This window comes from Bacillus sp. FJAT-27251 (assembly GCF_001273925.1).
Lineage (GTDB): Bacteria > Bacillota > Bacilli > Bacillales > Cytobacillaceae > Mesobacillus_B.
In genome coordinates, this window is sequence record NZ_LIGG01000001.1 from 2283703 (window position 1) to 2308947 (window position 25245).

Sequence of the window (25245 nt, forward strand, 5' to 3'; positions counted from 1 at the left end):
CCTCCAGCGCCTGTCGGGGCTGCCCAGGCCCCTCCGCCTTTCCTTATTTGCATTAAAATTCTGGTTATGTTATATTTTTATTGGAAATACTAAGGATAACTCTGGCAGACAAGAGTGGGGAAACCCACTCTTTCGTGTTTGTTATGCCCTTTTCGGAGGAATTTGAATACCGGAGAAAGCACCCATTCCACAAAAGGAGGGATAAAAGTGAGCAAAGTGATAGAGACGATCGAGGGCCTTGTGACGCCGATTGTGACGGATCTCGGACTGGAATTGGTTGATATAGAATATGTGAAGGAAGGCAAGAACTGGTTCCTTCGCGTGTACATTGACAAAGATAACGGTGTCGACATTGAAGAATGTGGTTTGGTCAGCGAGCGGCTGAGCGAGAAGCTTGATGCCATCGATCCGATCCCGCATAACTACTTCCTGGAGGTTTCCTCGCCTGGAGCCGAGCGTCCGCTGAAAAAGGAAAAGGATTTTCACAAGGCAATCGGGAAAAACGTATTTATCAAAACATATGAACCTATTGATGACGAGAAAACCTTTGAAGGGCTTTTGACTGCATTTGACGGTGAAACGGTGAAAGTCGAGATTAAGATTAAAACCCGCAAAAAGGAAATTGCCATTCCATACACCAAAATTGCCAGCGCCCGTTTGGCGGTCACATTCTGATAACCTGCCGGCAGAAGGAACAGCCTTAGCCTTATTAGAACTAATGATAGATAATTGAAGGGGGATTTAAATCTCATGAGCAGTGAATTGTTGGATGCTCTGACAGTGCTTGAAAAGGAGAAAGGCATATCAAGGGATGTTTTGATTGAAGCGATTGAAGCAGCGTTAGTCTCAGCATACCGGCGTAATTTTAACCAGGCTCAAAACGTCCGCATCGACTTGAATCTTGCAAATGGTTCCATGCGGGTTTTTGCAAGAAAAGAAGTGGTCGAGGAAGTATTTGATCCCCGCCTGGAGATTTCCCTTGAAGATGCCCAGCGCCTGAATCCCAACTATGCGGTTGAGGATGTAGTCGAACTCGAAGTTACACCAAAGGACTTTGGCAGGATAGCCGCCCAGACAGCGAAGCAGGTGGTTACCCAGCGGGTGCGTGAAGCGGAACGCGGCATTATTTACTCCGAATTTATTGATCGTGAGGAAGACATTATGACTGGTATCGTCCAAAGACTGGATGCCAAGTTTATTTATGTCAGCCTGGGTAAAATCGAGGCGATTTTGCCTGTGAACGAGCAAATGCCAAATKAGAGCTACAAGCCTCATGACCGGATCAAGGTCTTCATTACCAAGGTTGAAAAGACCACCAAAGGTCCACAAATCTTCGTTTCCAGAACGCACCCTGGACTTTTAAAAAGATTGTTCGAAATTGAAGTTCCTGAAATTTACGACGGTACAGTCGAAATCAAGTCTGTTGCCCGCGAAGCAGGGGACCGTTCCAAGATCTCCGTTCATTCCGACAACGCTGAAGTGGACCCGGTTGGTTCCTGCGTCGGCCCTAAAGGAACAAGGGTCCAGGCAGTGGTCAACGAGCTGAAAGGTGAAAAGATCGATATCGTGAAATGGTCCGACGATCCGGTCATCTTTGTTGCCAATGCCTTAAGCCCCTCGAAGGTGCTTGATGTGATCGTGAATGAAGAGGAAAAAGCGACAACCGTCATCGTACCCGACTATCAGTTATCCCTTGCCATTGGCAAGCGCGGGCAGAATGCAAGGCTTGCTGCCAAGCTTACCGGGTGGAAAATTGATATCAAGTCGGAAACAGACGCTCGTGAAGCAGGGATTTATCCTCGCGAAGATGGCGGGCTTTTGAATGGATACGAAGAAGAAGAAAATTTCTTTGAAGAAGACCAGGATTAAAGGGAAGAGGTAGATGAGCATGAACAGCCGAAAAAAAATTCCGATGCGAAAATGTGTTGCAACTGGCGAAATGAGGCCAAAAAAGGAGCTCATTCGTGTCGTTCGCTCTAAAGAAGGTGAAGTGTCCATCGACCCTACCGGCAAGAAATCAGGCCGCGGCGCTTATCTTTCCAAGGAAAAGGAAGCGGTCCTCCTGGCAAAGAAAAAAGGCATTCTTCCAAAACATTTGGAGGCAGATGTAGAAGAATCGATTTACGATGAGCTTCTTGACCTTATCGAAAAGGAGAAACGACCAATCTGATGAATGATCAGTGGATGTCATTGCTTGGCTTAGCCAATCGAGCACGTAAAATCATTTCAGGTGAAGAACTGGCCGTAAAAGAAATCCGTAGCGGCAGGGCAAAACTCGTTTTATTGTCCAAGGATGCATCTGCCAATACTCATAAGAAGATTACAGATAAGTGTAATTCCTATAAGGTTCCATACAAGTTGGTCGATGACCGGTACAAGCTCGGCCAGTCAATCGGCAAAGACGCCCGTGTGGTAGTAGCCCTATTGGATGATGGGTTTGCCAGGAAACTGTTGACGTTGCTCGATTAATTCTAGCGGGGGTGAAAATATGAGCAAAACACGAGTGTACGAATATGCCAAAAAGCATAATGTATCAAGTAAAGATGTAATTACAAAATTAAAAGAAATGAACATAGAAGTTTCAAACCATATGACAGCAATGGAAAGTGAAACTGTAAGGAGACTAGACGCCATTTATAATAAGGGGAACGACAAACAACCACAGCAGCAGAGAACACAGAGCAGCCAAAATTCAGGCCAGCAGCGCCCAAGCGGCCAGGGCCAGCAGCGCCCAAGCGGCCAGGGCCAACAGCGCCCAAGCGGCCAGGGCCAACAGCGCCCAAGCGGCCAGGGTCAACAGCGCCCAAGCGGCCAGGGCCAACAGCGTCCAAGCGGCCAAGGCCAACAGCGCTCAGGCGGTCAAGGCCAACAACGCCCATCAGGCCAGGGTCAACAGCGTCCAAGCGGCCAGGGCCAGCAGCGTCCAAGCGGCCAGGGCCAGCAGCGTCCAAGCGGTCAGGGCCAGCAGAGATCGGCAGGCCAGGGCCAGCAGAGACAATCAGGACAAGGTCAGCAACGCCCATCGGGTCAAGGCCAACAGCAGCGCCCAAGCGGCCAGGGTCAGCAGCGTTCAGGCCAAGGCCAGCAGCGCTCAGGCGGCCAGGGTCAGCAACGATCAGGGGGCCAAGGCGGCAAGCCCGGGAACAACCGCAACAATAATCGCAACAACAATAAATCCCGGCAGAATAACAACCGTGGTAAACAAAATCAATCCCACGCAACCCAGCCACAAATTAAAAAAGAAAGAGAACTTCCAGCCAAAATTACGTTCAGCGAATCACTGACAGTTGGCGAGCTTGCTAAAAAGCTTCACAGGGAACCATCCGAGCTTATCAAAAAGCTGTTTATGCTTGGCGTGATGGCAACCATCAACCAGGATCTTGATAAAGACGCAATTGAATTGATTTGTGCGGATTACGGTGTTGAAGTCGAGGAAGAGGTCCTAGTTGATACAACCGACCTTGAAGTCTATTTTACAATTGACGAAGATGAGAAGTTGAGCGAGCGTCCGCCAGTTGTAACGATTATGGGTCATGTTGACCACGGAAAAACGTCTACGCTTGATGCCATTCGCCACACTAAGGTGACGGCAGGGGAAGCCGGCGGGATCACTCAGCATATCGGGGCCTACCAGGTAGTCGAAAACGGCAAGAAAATCACGTTCCTTGATACACCAGGCCACGCTGCATTCACCACCATGCGTGCACGTGGTGCGAAGATCACTGATATTACCATCCTGGTAGTTGCAGCTGATGACGGTGTCATGCCGCAGACGGTTGAAGCGATTAACCATGCGAAAGCAGCAGAAGTGCCTATCATTGTGGCAATAAACAAGATGGATAAAGAGTCGGCCAATCCTGACCGTGTTATGCAGGAACTCACTGAGCACGGACTTGTTCCGGAAGCTTGGGGCGGCGACACCATCTTCGTTCCAATCTCCGCCTTGAAGGGGGAAGGAATTGACAGCCTGCTCGAAATGATACTGCTTGTCAGCGAAGTGGAAGAGTATAAAGCCAATCCTGACCGCCCGGCGGTTGGTACCGTCATTGAAGCTCAATTGGATAAAGGCCGCGGTTCTGTTGCAACGCTTTTAGTCCAAAACGGAACGCTGAAGGTCGGAGACCCGATTGTGGTCGGAAATACATTCGGGCGTGTGCGTGCTATGGTTAACGATCTTGGCCGCAGGGTAAAGGAAGCAGGACCGTCCACACCGGTAGAAATTACTGGATTGAATGACGTACCGCTTGCCGGAGACCGCTTTGTCGTGTTTGAGGATGAAAAGACAGCACGCCAAATTGGGGAAGCACGTTCAAGCCAGGCTGTCCAGGCACAGCGCAGCGAGAAAGCAAGAATCAGTCTCGATAACCTGTTTGAACATTTGAAACAAGGGGAAATGAAAGACTTAAACCTTATTGTTAAGGCCGACGTTCAAGGTTCAGTGGAGGCTGTCGCTGCAGCCCTTCAGAAACTGGATGTTGAAGGAGTCAATGTGAGGATCATCCATACTGGCGCTGGCGCCATCAATGAGTCCGATATTACCCTTGCGGCTGCCTCCAACGCCATTGTCATCGGATTCAACGTCCGTCCTGACACGAATGCGAAACGTGCGGCAGAATCAGAAGAAGTGGATATCCGTCTTCACAGGATCATCTACAAGGTCATTGAAGAAATTGAGTCAGCGATGAAAGGAATGCTTGACCCTGTTTACCAGGAAAAAGTCATTGGGCAGGCTGAAGTCCGCCAGACCTTCAAAGTATCAAAAATTGGTACCATTGCAGGTTCATATGTCACAGATGGGAAAATCACCCGTGACAGCGGCGTCCGCCTGATCCGCGACGGCATCGTGATTTTTGAAGGGGAAGTCGATGCCCTGAAGCGTTTCAAAGATGATGCGAAAGAAGTCAGCCAGGGATATGAGTGCGGAATTACAATCAAAAACTTCAATGATCTTAAAGAAGGCGATGTAATTGAAGCATATATCATGGAAGAAGTGGAACGTTAATGATTGTAGGGCTCGCTGCCTGCGAGTGTATCATTTATGACGCCCATTCCTTAAAAGAAAAGCGGGCTGTCCTGCAGCGCATCATTGCAAGACTGAAACAAAGGTACAATGTTTCCGTTTCAGAGGTCGATTACCAGGATGTCTGGCAGCGGACAAAAATCGCCATTGTGGCGGTTTCCGCTGCAAGGCAGGCAACCGAGAGGGAGTTGCAGAACGCCCTTAAGATGATTGATTCGTTTCCAGAGATTGAACGAACCATTACAGAAATAGAGTGGCTTTAAGAGGACGAGGTGATCAAACATGGCCCATAGAGTCAATCGTGTTGGAGAACAAATGAAAAAAGAACTTGGCGATATTATCGGGCGCAAGATCAAGGACCCGCGCATCGGGTTCGTCACGGTAACGGATGTCGAAGTGACAGGAGATCTCCAGCAGGCAAAAGTGTTTATCTCCGTTTTGGGCGATGACGTGCAGAAGGAAAATACCCTAAAGGCGCTAGCAAAGGCGAAAGGGTTTATCCGCACGGAAATCGGGCAGCGGATCCGACTCCGGAAAACACCGGAGATTACCTTCGAGTTCGACCAGTCGATCGATTACGGCAACCGGATTGAAACGCTGCTTCATCAGGTCCAGAATGAAGATAAGGAAAGTGAAAATCAGGATAAGGAATAGATGGATAGACATTATGTCTATCCATTTTTTTCAGTGTAAAAGTTCTGAACCCATGCGACAGGAAGGTGAACGAGTTGGAAGGCATTCTGCCATTATACAAGCCAGCGGGAATGACGTCCCATGATTGTGTATTCCGGCTGCGCAAGATTTTAAAAATGAAGAGGATTGGCCATACAGGGACGCTCGACCCGGACGTGACCGGTGTCTTGCCAATCTGTATCGGCAGGGCGACAAAGGTTGCGGAATACATAACAGACGCCGGAAAGGCATACGAAGGGGAAGTGACGCTTGGCTTCTCAACAACGACGGAGGACTCATCGGGGGAAACAATAGAGGCGAAGGATGTTGACCGGGATTTTTCCCGGGAGGAAATCCTGAAAGTGCTTGAAAGCCTTACAGGAGAAATTCAACAGACTCCGCCGATGTTTTCTGCCGTCAAGGTAGCAGGCAAAAGGCTCTATGAATATGCGCGCCAGGGAATTGAAGTGGAGCGCCCGACAAGGAACGTAACCATCTACAGGATTGAACTGCTTGATGACCGGCAAGTTTTCACGGGAAAGAACATTTCGTTCCGCTTCCGGGTCGCCTGCAGCAAAGGAACCTATATCAGGACGCTGGCGGTGATGATTGGGGAGCAGCTCGGTTATCCGGCGCATATGTCATGGCTTCAAAGGATACAGTCAGCAGGCATGGAGCTTGAGGACTGCCTGACATTCGAGGAAGTCGAGGAATTGATGGGGAAAGGTGAAATTCAGCAGGCGCTCAGGCCCCTTGAGGACGGGATTTCCTATTTGCCCAAATATCAAATAAGTGATAAAGTAGCAGGGAAAGTGAAAAATGGCGCTTTATTGGATATTCCTGAAGAACTGGCTGCCGAAGACGGGCCAATTGCTGTAGGTTTGGCAAATGGGACCGTTTTGGCCATTTACCGCAAGCACCCGCGCAAACCAGGCCTGCTTAAGCCGGATAAAGTCCTACGGAATGAGTAAAACGCTGTTTATACAGGCTTTGTCGGAAAAGGTGAGCATCATGGAATTGATTAAACTGAACCATCCTCATTCATATAAAAGAGAAGATTTCCCGCCGCTGGCTTTGGCGATGGGCTATTTTGACGGCGTCCACCTTGGACATCAGGAAGTCATTAAGTCCGCCATCGAAACGGCAGAAGAAAATGGCCTCAAAAGTGCGGTAATGACGTTCGACCCCCATCCATCCGTGGTCCTGGGCAAGAGCATCAAGCATCTCGAATACATTACCCCGCTCGAGGAAAAGGTTGCGATTATCGAACAGCTAGGTGTCGATTACCTTTTTATTGTCCATTTTACTCATGAGTTTGCGGGACTGCTCCCGCAGGAATTCATTGACGGCTATGTGATTGGCTTGAATGCGAAACAGGCGGTTGCAGGTTTTGACTTTACATACGGCAAAATGGGAAAAGGGACAATGGAAACCATCCAGTTCCATTCCAGGGGCCAGTTTGATTATACGGTCGTTCCAAAACTTTCCTCCAGCGGGGAAAAAATCAGCTCCACAGCAATCCGCACCCACCTCAAGGCAGGAGAAATGGACAAGATTCCCGGCCATCTAGGCCGCTGGTATACCACTTTCGGCACGGTGGTCCACGGAGATAAGCGAGGGCGCACCATCGGCTTTCCAACCGCCAATGTGGACGTATATGGTGACTACATCCTGCCGCCAATTGGTGTATATGCCGTTAGGATCAAGGTTAAGGGCAATTGGCATAAAGGGGTCTGCAATCTTGGCTACAAGCCGACGTTCAAGGATGAGAAAGCCAGCAGGCCAAGCGTTGAGGTCTATATTTTCGATTTCAATGAGGACATCTATGGGGAACAGGTGATGGTCGAGTGGCACCTCCGCATCCGATCCGAAAGAAAATTCGCAGGCATTGACCAGCTTGTGGAACAAATCGGCAAGGATAAGGAGGAAGCCAAAAGCTACTTTGAAAATTCTCTTCGCTAGACTTGCTTTTTACCGCGAAAAGTTGTATTCTAAAAGACGTACCAAAAATGAACCTTTGCTTGGCAAGTCGAGTCACCGACGCTTGCTCGGTAACAGGGGATATATTATAGGAGGTGAACCCGGATGGCAATCACTAAAGAACGTAAAAACGAACTGATCAGCGAGTTCAAAGTTCATGAAAATGACACTGGATCTCCAGAAGTTCAAATCGCTGTCCTGACTGAAGAAATCAACACATTGAACGAGCACTTGCGCGTTCACAAGAAAGACCACCACTCTCGTCGCGGTCTTCTAAAAATGGTAGGTAAGCGTCGTAACCTTTTGACTTACCTTCGCAACAAAGACGTTTCACGTTACCGTGAACTAATCAACAGGCTTGGTTTGCGTCGATAATTTTTACAAAAGCGGGATTTTTTCCCGCTTTTTTATTGTGTAATAAACTAAATTAAGTATAAAATTACTTACATAACCTTTATTGCTTATTAGAGATGGTTTTTTCGGTACATAATAAATAATGAGGCATTTCCTCGGGACAGGCTGGATGGCCCCCGAGGCAAACGATGTTTTAATTTTTTTGAGACAGGTAAAGTTTGAATAGGACAGTTTTAATACTGATGCTATACAGAATGCTTGCAGCTGAAAAGGATATTTGATTGGCTGCCAATAGGATTTAGGTAAGAGAGGGGCTTAATAAATGGAACAGGAAAAACAAGAGTTTTCAATTGACTGGGCCGGCCGTAAACTAAGTGTTGAAATCGGCCAGCTGGCAAAGCAGGCGAACGGCGCGGTCCTCGTGAGGTATGGCGATACAGCCGTACTCAGCACAGCTACGGCATCAAAAGAACCAAAGAATCTGGATTTTTTCCCGCTGACTGTCAACTATGAAGAGCGTCTATATGCTGTTGGGAAAATCCCTGGAGGGTTTATCAAAAGGGAAGGGCGCCCAAGTGAAAAGGCCATTCTTGCCAGCCGCTTGATCGACCGTCCAATCCGCCCGCTATTTGCAGACGGATTCCGAAATGATGTCCAGGTCATCTCCATTGTCATGAGTGTGGATCAGGATTGTCCTTCGGAAATGGCTGCCATGCTGGGGTCTTCCTTGGCGCTGTCCGTATCGGACATTCCGTTTGGAGGCCCGATTGCAGGTGTGATCGTCGGCCGGGTCGACGGCAAATTCATTATCAATCCCACTGTCGAAGAAACGGAAAAGAGCGATATGCATCTGACGGTTGCCGGCACAAAGGATGCCATTAACATGGTGGAAGCCGGTGCGGAGGAAGTGCCAGAGGAAGTCATGCTTGAAGCGATCATGTTTGGACATGACGAGATCAAGCGTTTGATCGCATTCCAGGAAGAAATCGCTGCCAAAGTCGGCAAAGAAAAAATGGAAATCCAATTATACGAGCTGGATAAAGATCTCGAAGCGGAAATTCGTGAACTGTGTGAGCAGGACATGATATCCGCAATCCAGGTAAAGGAAAAGCATGCACGCGAAGATGCCATTAAGGAAGTTAAAAACCGCGTCGTTGCCAAGTACGAAGAAGAAGAGAGTGAAGAGTCTGACCTGAAACAGGTCAAGCAGATTCTTGATAAAATTGTCAAAGGTGAAGTGCGCCGTTTGATTACGGAAGAAAAGGTCCGTCCTGATGGCCGCGGTGCCGAGGAAATCCGCCCGCTGTCCTCTGAAGTCGGCCTTCTGCCGCGCACGCACGGCTCCGGATTGTTTACAAGGGGACAAACCCAGGCATTGAGCATCTGTACGCTTGGCGCCATGGGAGATGTTCAGATCCTTGACGGTCTTGGACTGGAAGAGGAAAAGCGTTTCATGCACCATTACAACTTCCCGCTGTTCAGCGTCGGGGAAACAGGACCGATCCGCGGACCTGGCCGCCGCGAAATTGGACACGGTGCATTGGGTGAACGTGCTCTTGAAGTCGTCATTCCTTCCGAAAAGGAATTTCCTTATACCATCCGCCTAGTTTCTGAAGTGCTTGAATCCAATGGTTCCACTTCCCAGGCGAGTATCTGTGCCAGCACCCTGGCAATGATGGATGCAGGTGTGCCTCTTAAGGCACCGGTTGCCGGAATTGCAATGGGTCTAGTGAAGTCCGGTGATCATTATACAATTCTGACCGATATCCAGGGGATGGAAGACCATCTTGGCGATATGGACTTTAAAGTGGCAGGTACAGCGAAAGGTGTTACTGCCCTGCAAATGGACATCAAGATTGAAGGCCTTTCCCGCGAGATTTTGGAAGAAGCTCTTCAGCAGGCGAAGAAAGGGCGCATGCAGATTCTTGAATCCATGCTTGCAACCATCGCAGAGCCGCGTGAGCAGCTTTCCAAGTATGCTCCTAAGATTCTGACCATGACGATCAATCCGGATAAAATCCGTGATGTTATTGGGCCAAGCGGTAAGCAAATCAATAAGATCATCGAAGAAACAGGCGTTAAAATCGATATTGAACAGGATGGAACCGTCTTTATCGCTTCAGTTGATGCCGAGATGAATCAAAAGGCCAAAAAGATCATCGAAGATATTGTCCGTGAGGTTGAAGTGGGCCAGACCTATCTTGGGAAGGTAAAACGTATTGAAAAATTCGGCGCCTTCGTTGAAATCTTCAATGGCAAGGACGGACTTGTCCATATTTCCGAGTTGGCTGAAGAACGCGTAGGCAAAGTGGAAGACGTAGTCAAGATTGGCGACGAGCTTTTGGTCAAAGTAACCGAAATCGACCGCCAGGGACGCGTCAACCTAAGCCGCAAGGCGATTTTAAAAGAGCAGCGCGAAAAAGAAGAGCAAAATAAATAAAGGTAAGTTTGTTCAAGCCGGGTGTATTCCCGGCTTGTTTAATTTTATAAGAGGATACATTGGATTAAAAAAAGCTGCATTGTTCTACCTTGTCCTCCCGGTACATATTTTGTTACTAAGGGAGGGCATGAACATATGAAAAAATTCATTTTACTCACCGCGTTCCTCATCGGCGCGTGGTTTTTGGCAAGCAATTCTTTTACCCATAAGTACCTGTCGCATTTAAAAACCAATTCTGCAGCGGTATCTGTGCATGAGAATCCGCTTTATAGGGAAATAGAAACAAAAGCGCCCCAATACGAAGTAAAGCCGGAAGATGCAAAAATCGATCCGGTATGGAAAGCTATTCCTGGCTATAATGGCTTGAAGGTCGATGTCGCGAAGTCATACAGCAAGATGAAAAAGGATGGTGAATTTTCACGCGAGCTGCTTGTTTTTGAAGAGGTCAGCCCAAAGGTCCACCTCTCCGATTTGCCCCCGGCTGCCATTTACAAGGGCCACCCTGAAAAGCCGATGGTCAGCTTCATTATCAATGTGGCCTGGGGAAATGAGTATCTTTCCGATATGCTAGCCATATTAAAAAGACATCATGTAAAGGCTGATTTTTTCCTTGAGGGAAGATGGGTCAAGAACAATCCGGACCTTGCCAAAATGATCGCCGACGCCGGCCACGATGTTGGCAACCATTCTTTCACCCACCCGGATATGAAGAGTCTCTCCCCTGCTAAAATTAATGAGGAAATTGCGAAGACAAATGACGTGATCGAAGCAACAACTGGAAAGATGCCCAAATGGTTTGCTCCGCCGAGCGGCTCCTATAAAGAGGAGGTTGTCAAAATTGCAGCTGCCCATAGACTTGGTACGGTAATGTGGAGCGTAGATACAATCGACTGGCAAAAACCATCACCAGAGGTATTAATATCGCGGGTTAACGGAAAACTCCACAATGGAGCGATGATTCTCATGCACCCTACTGACTCGACAGCCAAGGCCCTGGACCGACTGATCACTGAAATTAAAGCCAGAAACCTTGAAATTGGCACGGTTACGGAAATGCTGAGTGAAAAGCGAATTTTGAAAAATTGATAGAAATATGAAATAAAACCGTAAATTTGGAAAAAGTAACAAAAATGAAATATACTAAGATATTGCAGGTATAGTTATTTTGCAGCTCTTTTCCAGAGGAGGAATTTATTTGATTAAGAAATATACATGCCAAAATGGAGTACGAATCGTACTTGAACAAATTCCCACTGTCCGGTCGGTTGCCATTGGTGTATGGATTGGCACGGGATCACGGAATGAAACACCAGAGAATAATGGGATATCCCACTTCCTGGAGCATATGTTCTTCAAGGGAACAAAAACCAGGTCGGCAAAAGAAATCGCAGAGTCTTTTGACAGTATTGGCGGACAGGTTAATGCCTTTACATCAAAAGAATATACCTGCTATTACGCAAAGGTTCTCGATAACCACTCTCAGTTTGCGCTGGAAGTGCTTGCAGATATGTTTTTCAACTCGACATTTGAAACAGGTGAATTGAATAAGGAAAAGAATGTCGTTTATGAAGAAATCAAGATGTATGAAGACACACCTGATGATATCGTTCATGATTTGCTTAGCAAAGCCATTTACAATGACCATTCTCTCGGTTATCCGATCCTCGGTACGGAGGAAACATTGAATACGTTTACCAGCGATACGTTAAACGAATATATGCATAACACGTATACTCCGGGAAATGTGGTCATTTCAGTAGCGGGCAATGTGCCGGAAGCGTTTATTTCCAATGTTGAAAAGCTGTTTGGCTCCTATGAAGCAGGAGAAGAAGGTATCGAGTACCACGCTCCATCTTTCCATGCCAACCAGGTTTCCCGCAAAAAGGAGACAGAACAAGCGCACCTTTGCATCGGCTTCGAAGGCCTGAAAATTGGACATGAAGATATCTACAGCCTGATTGTCCTTAACAATGTCCTTGGAGGCAGCATGAGCAGCCGTTTGTTCCAGGATGTCAGGGAGCAGCGGGGTCTCGCATATTCCGTTTTTTCCTATCACTCCGCCTACAAGGACAGCGGTGTAGTCACCATTTATGGCGGCACCGGGGCCAAGCAGCTTGATGTGCTGTTTGAAACGGTCCAGGAGACCCTTGCCAAGCTGCGTCAGGAGGGAATCACCGATAAGGAACTGAACAACAGCAAGGAGCAGCTGAAGGGCAGCCTGATGCTCAGCCTGGAAAGCACGAACAGCCGCATGAGCCGGAATGGCAAAAATGAGCTGATGCTTGGACGCCATCGTTCACTTGATGAAATTGTCCAGCAGATTGACGAGGTTTCAAAGCTAAGCGTTGACGGACTGGCCAATAAAATCTTTACCGATCGATATTCAATTGCGCTCATCAGTCCCGATGGCAATCTGCCAAAAGGAATATAAGAAAAGCGGAAGCGCCTTCGGAACAATCTAAAAGCGGATTGTTCCTGTGATGCTTATTCTAGGAAGCTTTCCCTTAGTGCTCAGCCCCGACCAGCATAAGACGCTCCAGAATAGAAGGCGTTCTTTGCCTTCAATTCTGGAGTGGCTTATGACCTCGAGCTGCTCAAAGCTCCGCTTATCGCAAGATACTCACGGAAGCTATTCAAGGATGAAAACTGGCTAGGCGCTGGAGCTGGACATCTATCCAATTGTTGAAGTTCATGCTTAGTTTTCAAGAAAAAAACCTGTCACTCTGTGACAGGTTTTTTTCTTTGAGCTACTCTAATCCTGCCTTCTAATACATATAGTGTAATGGGACACCGAAAGGAGGGGCAGGAATGCGGCTTAGCGAATTGGGCGGCAAGGAAATTGTCGATGTCAAAAAAGCAGAGCGCCTTGGCGTGCTGGGACAGACGGACCTGGAGATCAATGAACGGACCGGGCAGGTGGAAGCTCTGGTCATTCCTTCGCTGAAATGGTTTGGCCTTAAAAGGCAGGGCGGGGAAATGCGGGTGCCATGGCGGCATATCAAAAAAATTGGGGCTGACATGGTGATTATCGACATACCGGAAGAAGATTAGGCTGGCGCCTGTGCCGGCTTTTTTTTATTTTCCTTATACCCCTCTCCTCCGACCATTTTTATCAGGAAAACTCACACTGCGGGCGTCTGTAACATATGATGTGGAAGTAGTTCAATATCCTGTTGTACTAATAAAAAGAAGGTGATTATTCTCATGCTGACAGGAATGCAGATCGCTGTGATTGGCGGTGATGCCAGGCAGCTGGAGATTATCCGGAAGCTGACCGAGCTCGATGCCAAACTGTCACTGATAGGCTTTGAGCAATTGGATCACGCTTTTACAGGAGCATCAAAAGAAAAAATTTCTGAAATAGATTTCTCAGTGCAGGATGCACTTATATTGCCAGTACCCGGCACCAATCTTGAAGGCCAGGTTGAAACGGTCTTTTCAAGCGAGAAGGTGGTGCTGACAAAAGAAATGCTGGATACTCTGCCTTCCCATGCAGTCATTTACTCGGGAATCAGCAATTCATATCTGGACGGTATTACCAAGGAAGCGAACAAGAAGCTTGTTCAATTGTTTGAACGGGATGATGTGGCCATCTACAATTCGATTCCAACAGTCGAAGGAACGATCATGATGGTGATTCAGCATACCGATTTTACCATTCATGGTTCCCGTGTGGCCGTCCTGGGCCTTGGGAGGGTGGGAGTGAGTGTAGCCCGGACATTCCATGCCCTGGGAGCAAAGGTAAAGGTCGGAGCAAGGAAAAGCGAGCATTTAGCGCGGATTACAGAAATGGGGCTTGCTCCTTTCCACCTTAATGATCTGGCGGCCGAAGTGAAGGACATCGATATCTGTATTAATACGATCCCGACCCAGATTGTGACAGCATCGGTGATTTCAAAAATGCCAGCCCATACCCTTATCATTGACCTGGCTTCCAAGCCGGGCGGTACTGATTTCCGCTATGCCGAGAAAAGGGGTATCAAGGCACTGCTGGCTCCCGGCCTGCCGGGAATTGTTGCACCTAAGACCGCCGGGCAAATTCTTGCAAATGTCCTCGTCCAACTGCTTGATGAAGATATCAATAACAGGAAGGGAGACTAAAACATGAGCTTAAAAGGAAAAAGAATCGGTTTTGGGCTGACGGGTTCCCATTGTACCTACGATGCTGTATTTCCTGAAATCGAAAAGCTGGTTAAAGAGGGAGCAGAAGTGGTCCCGGTCGTTTCCTATACGGTCCAATCTACTGATACAAGGTTCGGCAACGGCGAAGACTGGGTGAAGCGAATTGAAGAGTTGACAGGCAATAACGTCATTAATTCAATCGTGAAAGCTGAGCCGCTCGGACCGAAACAGCCGCTCGACTGCATGGTCATTTCCCCTATGACGGGAGTCTCCATGAGCAAGTTTGCCAACGCGATGAATGATTCGCCGGTTCTGATGGCCGCAAAAGCCACGCTGAGGAACCAAAAGCCTGTCGTCCTGGGCATTTCCACAAATGATGCACTCGGATTGAATGGTGTAAACCTCATGAGGCTGATGGCTACAAAGCATGTTTATTTTATTCCATTCGGCCAGGATGATCCTGAAAATAAACCCAATTCAATGGTGGCAAGAATGGGAATGACGAGGGATACGATTTTAGCTGCGATGAACGGCCGCCAGCTTCAGCCGGTCATTGTGGAAAGATTCCTCGACAAAGAATAACTCTTTTCCACGTTAATAGAATAAAATCCTCTTTCCTTCACCAGTGAATATGATAAAATAAATGAAACTATCAAAGCGGCAGAATAATTTTGGAAGCGGAGGCGACTGCTTAGCGCCGACCAGCGCTGGAGGACTGGCAGGKGAAGTCGTTCTTTGACTTCATCGGTCGGTCTGAACTAGAAAAGCGGAGCCGACTGTTCAGAAGCGATAGGCGTAAGACAGAATTCGCAAGAAGGCGTTGTTTGCCTTCTGAAGAATTATGGCTTACGACCCGAGCTCCTAGGAGGCAACGCCAGACAAGCGTCTCGAGGGGCTAGGAGCCGCAGCTGGACAACCAAGAGAATGGGTCTGCCGCTAAAGCTTATATTGGCCCGGCAGCAGCCGGTTTAAATTATATTTGGAAGGGGAACTTAGTAATGCCGCAAGAAAGAGGATTCCACGTAGCAGTAGTTGGCGCAACCGGAGCTGTTGGCCAGCAGATGATTCAAACTTTGGAAAGCCGCAGTTTTCCAATCTCAAAAATAACTTTGCTGTCCTCCGCCCGCTCAGCAGGGAAAAAGGCTGTTTTTAATGGACAGGAAGTTACGATAGAAGAAGCGAAGCCTGAAAGTTTTGAAGGTGTAGACATTGCCCTTTTTAGTGCAGGCGGCAGTATTTCCAAAGTGCTTGCACCTGAAGCTGTTAAACGCGGGGCCATTGTGGTGGATAATACTAGCGCGTTCCGCATGGCTCAGGATGTACCGCTAGTCGTCCCGGAAGTCAATGCTGATGACCTGAAGAACCATAATGGCATCATTGCCAACCCAAATTGTTCGACAATCCAGATGGTTGTGGCACTCGAGCCGCTCCGCCAAAAATTCGGACTGAAAAAAGTCATCGTTTCCACTTATCAAGCCGTTTCCGGTGCAGGAGCAGCAGCTGTTTCCGAAATGGAAGAACAAACGCGCGCCATCCTCGAAGGCAAGGAAGCCGAGGCGAACATCCTTCCGGTTGGCTCCCTCGATAAACACTATCAGATTGCCTTCAATGCCATTCCGCAAATTGATAAGTTTGAAGAGAACGGATTTACATTTGAAGAAATGAAAATGATCAATGAAACAAAGAAAATCATGCGTCATCCGGAGCTGGAAGTAGCAGCAACCTGTGTCCGCCTGCCGGTTGGCACAGGCCATTCCGAGTCCGTTTATTTTGAGCTCGATACCGATGGGGTCAGCGCGGCTGACATCAAGACCTTGCTGGCAGAAGCTCCCGGAGTTGTTCTCCAGGATGACCCGTCCCAGCAAATCTACCCAATGCCTGCATATTGTGTAGGAAAAAATGATGTATTTGTCGGCAGGGTCCGCAAAGATCTTGACAATGAAAAAGGATTCCATATGTGGGTTGTTTCCGATAACCTGCTAAAAGGAGCCGCCTGGAACTCTGTCCAGATTGCTGAAACACTGATCGAGCTTGGTTTGGTAAAATAATAAACAATGCAGTCCATACTCTCGGTTTCAGAAACAGAGAGCAATTCCAGAGGTGTTAAAATGAAAATAGTCGTCCAGAAGTTTGGCGGAACATCGGTTCGCGATGAACAGAGCCGGTTCCATGCGATTAAGCATATAAAACAAGCCATTGAAGACGGAAATAAGGCAGTGGTCGTCGTTTCGGCAATGGGAAGGAAAGGGGAGCCCTATGCAACGGATACCCTTCTTTCCCTTGTTGGCGGCACTACAGGAGGTTTAAAGCCCAGGGAAGTAGATCTGCTGCTTTCCTGCGGAGAAATCATCTCCAGCGTTGTATTTACGGATGCCCTTCATCGGGAAGGGATCAGGGCTACGGCATTGACCGGAGCCCAGGCTGGATTTTTGACCAATGGGGAACATACAGGTGCCAAGATCCTTGAGATGCAATGCGATCGGCTCTTGAAGGAGTTGGAATCCGTGGATGTTGCCGTTGTTGCCGGATTCCAGGGAGCAGCACCAAACGGGGACGTGACCACAATAGGCAGGGGCGGAAGCGATACTTCTGCAGCGGCCCTGGGTGCGGCGCTTAATGCCGAATTCATTGATATCTTTACAGATGTGGAAGGAATCATGACCGCAGACCCGAGGATAGCCGAAAATGCGCGGCCCCTCTCGGTCGTCACGTATACAGAAGTTTGCAACATGGCCTACCAGGGTGCCAAAGTCATCCATCCGCGGGCCGTGGAGATTGCGATGCAGGCCAAGGTGCCAATCCGCATCCGTTCCACCTATTCCGACAGCCTGGGAACCCTTGTCACTGCCGGCATGAAGCAAAACAAAGGCAGCGACATCAAGGAGCGTCCGGTAACAGGAATCGCCCATATGGCCAGTGTCACCCAGGTCAAAGTCTTCGCCAGGAAGGATCAGTACAACCTTCAAAGTGAAGTATTCAAAGCGATGGCCAATGAAAATATCTCAGTGGATTTTATCAATATTTCACCGAATGGCGTCGTTTATACGGTTAGCGCAGAGATGACGGAACGGGCTTTGGACGTATTGAGAACACTTGGACACGAGCCGCAGATTGAGCGCAATTGTGCAAAGGTTTCGGTTGTTGGAGCCGGAATGGCGGGCGTGCCGGGGGKTACCTCAAAAATTGTGACCGCTCTTTCCGAAAAAGGCATTCGCATTTTGCAGTCCGCTGACAGCCATACGACCATCTGGGTCCTTGTCAAGGAAGAAGATCTTGTACTGGCAGTCAACGCCCTGCACGATGCCTTCCAGCTGGAAGAGGCCCAGCCATACGAACACAACCAATAAAGGAGTGGGGAACATGGTCCGTTTTGGACGCATCTCGACCGCTATGGTCACGCCATTTGACAGCAAGGGACATGTCGATTTTTCAAAGACGACACAGCTTGTCAACCATTTGATTGAGAACGGGACAGAATCGATTGTTGTCGCAGGGACTACCGGCGAGTCTCCTACCTTGTCAAAAGAAGAAAAAATCGCCTTGTTCAGCCATGTAGTCAAAGTCGCTGACAAGCGCGTGCCTGTCATCGCAGGAACAGGCAGCAATAACACTTATGCAACAATCGAGCTCACGAAAAAAGCTGCCCAGCTGGGCGTCGACGGCATCATGATCGTAGCCCCGTACTATAATAAACCCAGCCAGGAAGGTCTTTACCAGCATTTCAAGGCAGTGGCTGAAAGCACGGATCTGCCTGTGATGGTGTATAATATTCCTGGTCGTTCGGTCGTCAACATCCAGCCCGAAACCATCATCCGACTCGCTGAAATCCCGAACATCGTTTGTGTGAAGGAAGCCAGCGGCGACCTGAATGCAATGACGAAAATCATCGCCAATACCCCGGATGACTTTCTCCTGTACAGCGGAGATGACGGCATGACGCTGCCAGTTCTCTCGATTGGGGGAGTCGGAGTCGTCTCGGTGGCTGCGCATGTAATTGGAAATGAGATGCAGGAAATGGTTCAGGCATTTTTGGAAGGCCGCCATCAGGAAGCCGCACAGCTCCATCAAAAGCTGCTGCCGCTAATGCTGGGACTTTTCGCCGCACCAAGTCCTTCCCCCGTAAAAACAGCTCTCCAGCTGCAGGGAATGGATGTCGGCGGAGTAAGGCTCCCGCTTGTTCCCCTTAATGAACAAGAACGGTCAGCGCTCATGAAATTATTAGGAAAGTAAAAAACGCGAGGAAGCAACCAGCCAGTGTTGGCTGGTTGTTTTTTTATGAGGGGTGTGACCCGTCAGATACCATTTTGCAGTTGTGATTGGAAAAGGGCACTGAGCCGGCTTGTCAGATACCATTTTGGCGGCTGTGCTTGGAAAAAGGGCACTGAGAGGTCGCGTCAGAACCCATTTTGGGCGTTATGATGGAAAAAGGGGCACTGAGAGGTCGCGTCAGAACCCATTTTGGGCGTTATGATGGAAAAAGGGGCACTGAGAGGTCGCGTCAGAACCCATTTTGGGCGTTATGATGGAAAAAGGGGCACTGAGAGGTCGCGTCAGAACCCATTTTGGGCGTTATGATGGAAAAAGGGGCACTGAGAGGTCGAGTCAGAACCCATTTTGGGCGCTGTGATGGAAAAAGGGGCACTGAGAGGTCGTGTCAGAACCCATTTTGGGCGCTGTGATGGAAAAAGGGGTCCTGAGAGGTCGCGTCAGTACCAATTTTCACCGCACCGATTGAAAAAGGGGCACTGACACGGTATCAACAGTCAACTGGTGTACTCTCCAACAAGTATATTTGCAGGCAGGTTTGCACTACGCTGGGCGATTTAAGTTGTAAACCATTTCTTCCTTCAAGTATAATAACTATAACTGGTCATGGACGGCCCAATTCAACTTAGGAGGAAGCTTAAAATTGAATACTAGAAAAAATGAGAGCATCAGAGTGATCGCTCTGGGCGGTGTAGGAGAAACCGGCAAAAATATGTATCTTACAGAAGTGGACGGAGATATCTTCATTGTTGATGCCGGTTTGATGCTGCCAGAAGATGAGATGCTCGGAATTGATATTGTCATTCCTGACATATCTTATTTGGCAGAGAATAAAGACAGAGTAAAAGCGATATTTTTGACTCATGGACATGAAGACCATATTGGGGCACTTTCTTATGTGCTTAAGCAAATTCAAGTTCCGGTTTATGGAACCAAGCTCACTCTGGCTTTGGCCAGGGAGAAGATGAAAGAGCAGGAACACAGCGGCAAAGTTGATTTCAGGGAAATCCATTCAGGTTCACGCCTGAAATTCGATGCCGTTGCCGTTACCTTTTTTAAAACCAACCACAGCATTCCAGATTCGGTTGGGGTATGCATCCACACCTCGGAGGGGGCGATCGTGCATACAGGCGACTTTAAATTCGACCAGGCCGCAGCAAAGCACTACCAGCCTGAAGTCGGAAAAATGGCCAATATTGGAGACAAGGGCGTCCTCTGCCTCCTTTCTGACAGCACGGAAGCAGAGAAGCCAGGGTATACGATTTCCGAAGCGGTCGTTGCCCGCGAGTATTATGATCTTTTCTACAAGGCGAAAGGCCGGCTGATTGCCTCTTGTTTCGCTACTGACCTAAGCCGTCTGCAGCATATCTTTAACAGTGCACGTGACAGCAGGAGAAAAGTAGCGATGGTCGGCAAAAGCCTTAAGCGGACCGTCGAAATCTCAAGGAACCTTGGGTACCTTGAGGTGGATGAAGAACTTATATGCTCGGTTACGGAGCTTAAACATCTTCCTGATGATGAGATTGTTGTTTTAATTGCCGGCAATCAGGGAGAGCCAATTGAAGCTCTCCAAAAAATGGCCAGGCAGACCCATCCACAAGTCAATATCCAAAAAGGGGATACCGTCCTGATTCCTGTTTCACCGCTCAGCTCGAGCGAGGTCTTTCTGAACAAGACGATTGATATGCTGTTCCGTGCAGGAGCGGATGTATACGCGGGCAAGAGGATTGTGGATGTATCAAGCCATGGAAGCCGGGAAGAGCTTAAGTTCATGATTAATCTGATGAAACCAAAATACTTCATTCCGGTGCACGGGGAGTATAAAATGCTAAAGGCGCACAGCCATATTGCCAAGGAGTGCGGCATTCCCGACAGCCACATCATCATACCTGACCGCGGGAGTGTCATCGAAATTACCCCGGAAAAAATCCGTTCAACGGAACGTGTAACTGCCGGAAACGTCCTGATCGACGGTATTGGTGTAGGAGACGTTGGAAACATCGTCCTCAGGGACAGGAAGCTTCTTTCCCAGGATGGCGTCCTAATTGTGGTCGTTACGCTCAACAAAGCGGAACGCAAGATTGCGGCGGGCCCTGAAATCATCTCCCGCGGCTTTGTCTATGTACGGGAATCGGAAAAACTGATGAAGGATTCCGAAATCCTCGTCAAGGAGATTGTTGAAAAGGTAATATCCAGGGATTCCTTTGACTGGGCTGGCCTCAAGCAGGACATGAGGGAGGGCCTAAGCCGCCATTTGTATGATAAAACAAAGCGCAGGCCAATGATTATGCCGATTCTTATGGAAGTGAAGGCATAAGCCAGCCCCTGTTAAAGCGGAAAGAGACCCCGGATTTATTTTAATAAACAAAAATGCTTGGAGGCATCTCCAAGCATTTTTTATGCAAAATTTAGTTTAGAACGTCGCATTTACTGGGCGGGTGAAAAATAAGCGTAAGAATTCCGCTTAAATTGGGAAATACAGATATTTCCCGGGATATAAAAGGAGTTTTTCCGCTTATGCTCATAAAAACCACTAGATTTAGCTTTTAATTGAACAGTTAATCGGAATTTATCCGCTTATTATTGCTTCTTTAGCCCCTGTTATTTACCTTAACCGGAATTTCTCCGTCTATAATTCCTCCCACCCTTCCCCCGCCTGTACAAGTCATCAGCAAAGAATAAAAAAATCACTCAATCTTTTCAAATGAACACCCGCAAACCCGTTCAAGATTCCCTTCAGCTGTCTTTTCTTTTGCGCTCATGATTCCTCCCAAAAAAGTCCATACTAAAGTCATCATGTCTACAGGGGGTAAAAATGGATGCGTATGAACGAAAGTAATCCGGACAAACATGAAGGGCAAAAGGATGAAAAACCTTCATCCCTGCTTGAAAAAATACAGCAGCTTGGCCAGACGAATGTGCCACAGCTTTCGCAGGACAGCAAAATTCACTGCCTGACCATTGTGGGACAAATTGAGGGGCATGTCCAGCTGCCTCCACACAATAAAACAACCAAATATGAACATTTGATTCCCCAGCTCGTCGCCATTGAGCAAAATCCGAATATCGAAGGCCTGATGGTGATTTTGAATACAGTGGGAGGCGATGTGGAAGCAGGTTTGGCCATCTCAGAGATGATTGCTTCCTTATCCAAGCCATCTGTTTCCATTGTCCTGGGGGGAGGCCATTCAATTGGCGTTCCGATTGCTGTCTCCTGCGACTATTCCTATATTGCCGAAACAGCCACGATGACAATTCATCCCATCAGGCTTACCGGCCTTGTCATTGGGGTGCCGCAAACCTTTGAATATCTCGACAAGATGCAGGAAAGAGTGATTAAGTTTGTCACTAAGAATTCGAATATTGCAGAGGAAACCTTTAAGGAGCTCATGTTCGCAAAAGGAAACCTGACCAGGGATATTGGAACAAATGTAGTCGGTGCTGATGCAGTGGAAACAGGACTAATCAATGAAGTGGGCGGAATTGGCCAGGCCATGGCCAAACTGAATGAGCTGATTGACCTTAGAAAGCAGTCCCAGGAAGGGATGGTACAATGATTTTATATACGATGATGCCTGAGGAAATGATTTTCCCGGCTGAAAACCAAGAGAACGCTTCTCCGCTCATGATGAATTATAATGGTGTCCCCGTTCTTGCCGAGATGGCAGATGGGGGGAGTTACCGCATCGTTCGCATCCTTAGCACCGACCCGTCCCATTTCCTCAAGCCGGATTGTGCACCAGGAACAAAAATTTCGTTCCTGTAGAACGAATGTTTGGGCAACCTTACAGGCCATTATGGTATAATAAGGACAAATTCCATGAACAGCAGCCGAGCAAGGCTGCTTCTTTTCTTCCTGGGGATACTGTATTGTTCATGATGAATGAAGACTAGATTGTTAGGTGATAGAATGGCAAAAAAGAAAAGACGGCAAAAGAGCCGCAAAAACGACAATATCAAGACTACGTTGAAATATGAGCTAAGCGGCCTGATCCTGCTTGCCCTGGCCATCATCGCCATGGCAGAAATGGGTGCAGTCGGAAAGGCGGCCGTCTTATTTTTCCGTTTCTTCATGGGCGAGTGGTACATGCTCGGCCTTATTGGACTTGTCGTTTTCAGCGTTTATGTAATGTGGAAACGACAGCTGCCCTTTCTGCTGCAAATCAAGCTTTTTGGTACATACTTGATAATTGGGGCAATTCTTTTGCTCAGCCATGTAACTCTTTTTGAACTGCTTTCAAATGGGGGAAAATTTGAGAATGCAAGTGTGATTGCGAATACATGGGAACTGTTCAGGATGGAAGCCAAAGGGGAAACAAGCACAGTAGACCTTGGCGGCGGAATGATCGGCGCGGTTCTGTTTGCGATGTTCTATTTCCTGTTTGATGCGGCAGGCTCCCAGCTGATTGCTTTTCTGGCCATCCTGATTGGAATCACCCTTATCACGGGCCGGACTTTCGGAGATGCAGCCGGAAAGATGATCACCGGGACAGGATCTTTCATTGCAAGACAGTGGAAAGCATTCATTGAGGACATGAAGATGTGGCAGGAAAATCAGAGCCGGAAAAAAGCCGAGCGGATGGAAGCGAAGAAAATCGAACAGCAGGAGAAAGCCGCAGCCCCATCTGCTCCTGCTTCCCCGGCCCAGCCAGGGACTGACCAGGAAACATACGAACCCTCTGAACCAATCATTTCCAGCTTTGCGGAACGGGCCTATCCTGAACAAGAGGATAAGGAATCGGCGTTGGCCGCTGCTCAGCTTGAGAAGAGCCAGGCAGAGGCCGGAGAGAAGAGCAAGTCCAAAAAACAGGGTGGCAAAAGCGTGGATGGTGTGGAGGAGGAAGAAAATGTGCCTCCAATTGCTTTCACGGAAGTGGAAAATGCCGCCTATGAGCTGCCGCCTGTAAACCTGCTCAAGCTCTCCAATAAAACAGACCAGAGCGGGGAATACGAATTAATCCATGCGAATGCGGCAAAGCTCGAGCGCACGTTCCAAAGTTTTGGCGTTAAGGCACGGGTCACACAGGTTCATCTTGGTCCAGCCGTAACAAAATACGAGGTCCATCCCGATGTAGGTGTAAAGGTAAGCCGGATTGTAAGTCTTCAGGATGATTTGGCCCTTGCGCTGGCTGCAAAGGATATCCGGATTGAGGCGCCGATTCCCGGCAAATCGGCAATCGGGATTGAAGTGCCAAATTCGGAAGTGGCAATGGTATCCTTAAGAGAAGTACTTGAAGCCAGACATCAGAATAAACCGGGTGCCAAGCTGCAAATCGGCCTTGGCCGGGATATTACCGGTGAAGCAGTGCTTGCCGAACTGAACAGGATGCCCCACCTGCTTGTAGCCGGAGCTACGGGCAGCGGGAAGAGTGTGTGCATCAACGGTATTATTACAAGCATTCTCATGAAGGCAAAACCTCATGAAGTGAAACTGATGATGATTGACCCTAAAATGGTCGAGCTGAATGTGTATAACGGAATTCCCCATCTGCTCGCCCCGGTGGTTACAGAGCCCAAGAAAGCTTCCCAGGCGCTGAAAAAGGTTGTCAGCGAGATGGAGCGCCGGTATGAACTATTCTCCCATACGGGAACAAGGAATATTGAAGGATACAATGAGTACGTAAGAAGGCATAATGCCGAAGAAGAAGCCAATCAGCCTTTGCTGCCATACATTGTCGTCATCGTTGATGAGCTTGCCGACCTGATGATGGTCGCCTCATCCGATGTCGAAGATTCGATAACAAGATTGGCCCAGATGGCCCGTGCCGCGGGGATTCACTTGATCATAGCCACACAGCGTCCTTCCGTTGATGTCATTACCGGTGTCATTAAAGCCAATATTCCATCGCGGATCGCGTTTGCGGTTTCATCGGCAACCGATTCAAGAACGATTCTCGATATGGGCGGTGCCGAAAAGCTTCTCGGCCGCGGCGACATGCTGTTCCTTCCTGTCGGTGCATCGAAGCCTGTCCGTGTGCAGGGGGCATATTTATCTGATGAAGAAGTGGAGGAGGTAGTCGATTTCGTGATTGGCCAGCAAAAGGCGCAATACCAGGATGAGATGATTCCTGAGGATATCCCTGAGAAAACGGGAGAAGTGGATGACGACTTGTATGACGATGCAGTCGAGCTGATCATTGAAATGCAAACTGCGTCTGTGTCGATGCTCCAGCGCAGGTTCAGGATTGGATACTCCCGGGCAGCACGCCTGATTGATGAAATGGAGCAAAGGGGCATTGTCGGTCCATACGAGGGAAGCAAACCACGCACCGTGCTCGTCTCGAAAAATGAAGAAGCCAGTTCATGACAAGAAAAGCGCAAGCGCCTTAACGAGCAAGGTGACTGCGCTTTTTTTTATAGGTCAAAAGTCTTGTGGTGAGTGATTTAGGAC

The 25245-nt window shown here is 48.3% G+C and carries 23 protein-coding genes; all 23 read left to right on the forward strand.

All coding sequences use genetic code 11. The annotated features are described in order from the left end of the window. Positions 1–207: 207 nt before the first annotated feature. Positions 208–675: a ribosome maturation factor RimP gene (rimP, locus tag ADU22_RS10795; RefSeq protein ID WP_053362158.1), complete on the forward strand. Its 468-nt coding sequence runs from the start codon at positions 208–210 to the stop codon at positions 673–675. Positions 676–750: 75 nt separating this feature from the next. After that, positions 751–1869 (forward strand): transcription termination factor NusA, encoded by a 1119-nt coding sequence (nusA, locus tag ADU22_RS10800; RefSeq protein ID WP_053362159.1) that lies wholly within the window; start codon positions 751–753, stop codon positions 1867–1869. 19 nt (positions 1870–1888) lie between these two features. Next, positions 1889–2170 (forward strand): RNase P modulator RnpM, encoded by a 282-nt coding sequence (gene rnpM, locus ADU22_RS10805; RefSeq protein WP_053362160.1) that lies wholly within the window; start codon positions 1889–1891, stop codon positions 2168–2170. Beyond that, positions 2170–2469 carry a YlxQ family RNA-binding protein gene (locus tag ADU22_RS10810; RefSeq protein WP_420912369.1) on the forward strand — a complete coding sequence of 100 codons (300 nt, stop codon included), beginning with the start codon at positions 2170–2172 and terminating at the stop codon, positions 2467–2469. The genes rnpM and ADU22_RS10810 overlap by 1 nt, the downstream gene beginning before the upstream one ends. Positions 2470–2488: 19 nt before the next feature. Beyond that, positions 2489–5002: a translation initiation factor IF-2 gene (infB, locus tag ADU22_RS10815; RefSeq protein WP_053362161.1), complete on the forward strand. Its 2514-nt coding sequence runs from the start codon at positions 2489–2491 to the stop codon at positions 5000–5002. Further along, positions 5002–5283 carry a DUF503 domain-containing protein gene (locus ADU22_RS10820; protein WP_082252827.1) on the forward strand — a complete coding sequence of 94 codons (282 nt, stop codon included), beginning with the start codon at positions 5002–5004 and terminating at the stop codon, positions 5281–5283. Before infB ends, ADU22_RS10820 begins: the two co-directional genes overlap by 1 nt. 19 nt (positions 5284–5302) lie before the next feature. Further along, positions 5303–5674 carry a 30S ribosome-binding factor RbfA gene (gene rbfA / locus ADU22_RS10825; protein WP_046522132.1) on the forward strand — a complete coding sequence of 124 codons (372 nt, stop codon included), beginning with the start codon at positions 5303–5305 and terminating at the stop codon, positions 5672–5674. Between the two features lie 74 nt (positions 5675–5748). After that, positions 5749–6663: a tRNA pseudouridine(55) synthase TruB gene (gene truB / locus ADU22_RS10830; RefSeq protein ID WP_053362162.1), complete on the forward strand. Its 915-nt coding sequence runs from the start codon at positions 5749–5751 to the stop codon at positions 6661–6663. A 40-nt stretch (positions 6664–6703) separates the two neighbouring features. Next, the gene (gene ribF / locus ADU22_RS10835; protein WP_053362163.1) at positions 6704–7654 is read left to right on the forward strand and encodes a bifunctional riboflavin kinase/FAD synthetase; all 951 of its coding nucleotides are present in this window, start codon (positions 6704–6706) and stop codon (positions 7652–7654) included. Positions 7655–7777: 123 nt separating this feature from the next. Beyond that, complete coding sequence (rpsO, locus tag ADU22_RS10840) at positions 7778–8047, forward strand: 30S ribosomal protein S15 (protein WP_053362164.1); 270 nt, start codon at positions 7778–7780, stop codon at positions 8045–8047. A gap of 301 nt (positions 8048–8348) precedes the next feature. Further along, the gene (pnp, locus tag ADU22_RS10845; protein WP_053362165.1) at positions 8349–10466 is read left to right on the forward strand and encodes a polyribonucleotide nucleotidyltransferase; all 2118 of its coding nucleotides are present in this window, start codon (positions 8349–8351) and stop codon (positions 10464–10466) included. 135 nt (positions 10467–10601) lie between these two features. Then, positions 10602–11552 carry a polysaccharide deacetylase family protein gene (locus tag ADU22_RS10850; protein ID WP_053362166.1) on the forward strand — a complete coding sequence of 317 codons (951 nt, stop codon included), beginning with the start codon at positions 10602–10604 and terminating at the stop codon, positions 11550–11552. 109 nt (positions 11553–11661) lie between these two features. Next, positions 11662–12897, forward strand: a complete 1236-nt coding sequence (locus ADU22_RS10855) for a M16 family metallopeptidase (protein ID WP_053362167.1) — start codon at positions 11662–11664, stop codon at positions 12895–12897. 377 nt (positions 12898–13274) lie between these two features. After that, entirely contained in the window at positions 13275–13517 is a 243-nt protein-coding gene (locus ADU22_RS10860) for a YlmC/YmxH family sporulation protein (RefSeq protein ID WP_053362168.1), read from the forward strand. A 153-nt stretch (positions 13518–13670) separates the two neighbouring features. Further along, a complete protein-coding gene (gene dpaA / locus ADU22_RS10865; RefSeq protein WP_053362169.1) occupies positions 13671–14567 on the forward strand; it encodes a dipicolinic acid synthetase subunit A in 897 nt (298 codons plus the stop codon). Between the two features lie 3 nt (positions 14568–14570). Further along, positions 14571–15170, forward strand: coding sequence for a dipicolinate synthase subunit B (locus ADU22_RS10870; protein WP_053362170.1), 600 nt, complete (start codon positions 14571–14573; stop codon positions 15168–15170). Positions 15171–15586: 416 nt separating this feature from the next. After that, positions 15587–16636: an aspartate-semialdehyde dehydrogenase gene (gene asd / locus ADU22_RS10875; RefSeq protein WP_053362171.1), complete on the forward strand. Its 1050-nt coding sequence runs from the start codon at positions 15587–15589 to the stop codon at positions 16634–16636. Positions 16637–16696: 60 nt separating this feature from the next. Continuing rightward, the gene (dapG, locus tag ADU22_RS10880; protein ID WP_053362172.1) at positions 16697–17935 is read left to right on the forward strand and encodes an aspartate kinase; all 1239 of its coding nucleotides are present in this window, start codon (positions 16697–16699) and stop codon (positions 17933–17935) included. A 13-nt stretch (positions 17936–17948) separates the two neighbouring features. Next, positions 17949–18818 carry a 4-hydroxy-tetrahydrodipicolinate synthase gene (dapA, locus tag ADU22_RS10885; protein WP_053362173.1) on the forward strand — a complete coding sequence of 290 codons (870 nt, stop codon included), beginning with the start codon at positions 17949–17951 and terminating at the stop codon, positions 18816–18818. Positions 18819–19497: 679 nt separating this feature from the next. Then, a complete protein-coding gene (locus ADU22_RS10890; protein WP_053362174.1) occupies positions 19498–21171 on the forward strand; it encodes a ribonuclease J in 1674 nt (557 codons plus the stop codon). A gap of 508 nt (positions 21172–21679) precedes the next feature. Further along, positions 21680–22411, forward strand: a complete 732-nt coding sequence (locus ADU22_RS10895; protein WP_502688761.1) for a ClpP family protease — start codon at positions 21680–21682, stop codon at positions 22409–22411. Beyond that, positions 22408–22620: a YlzJ-like family protein gene (locus ADU22_RS10900; protein WP_053362176.1), complete on the forward strand. Its 213-nt coding sequence runs from the start codon at positions 22408–22410 to the stop codon at positions 22618–22620. The genes ADU22_RS10895 and ADU22_RS10900 overlap by 4 nt, the downstream gene beginning before the upstream one ends. 144 nt (positions 22621–22764) lie before the next feature. Beyond that, a complete protein-coding gene (locus tag ADU22_RS10905; RefSeq protein WP_053362177.1) occupies positions 22765–25161 on the forward strand; it encodes an FtsK/SpoIIIE family DNA translocase in 2397 nt (798 codons plus the stop codon). Positions 25162–25245: the final 84 nt, after the last annotated feature.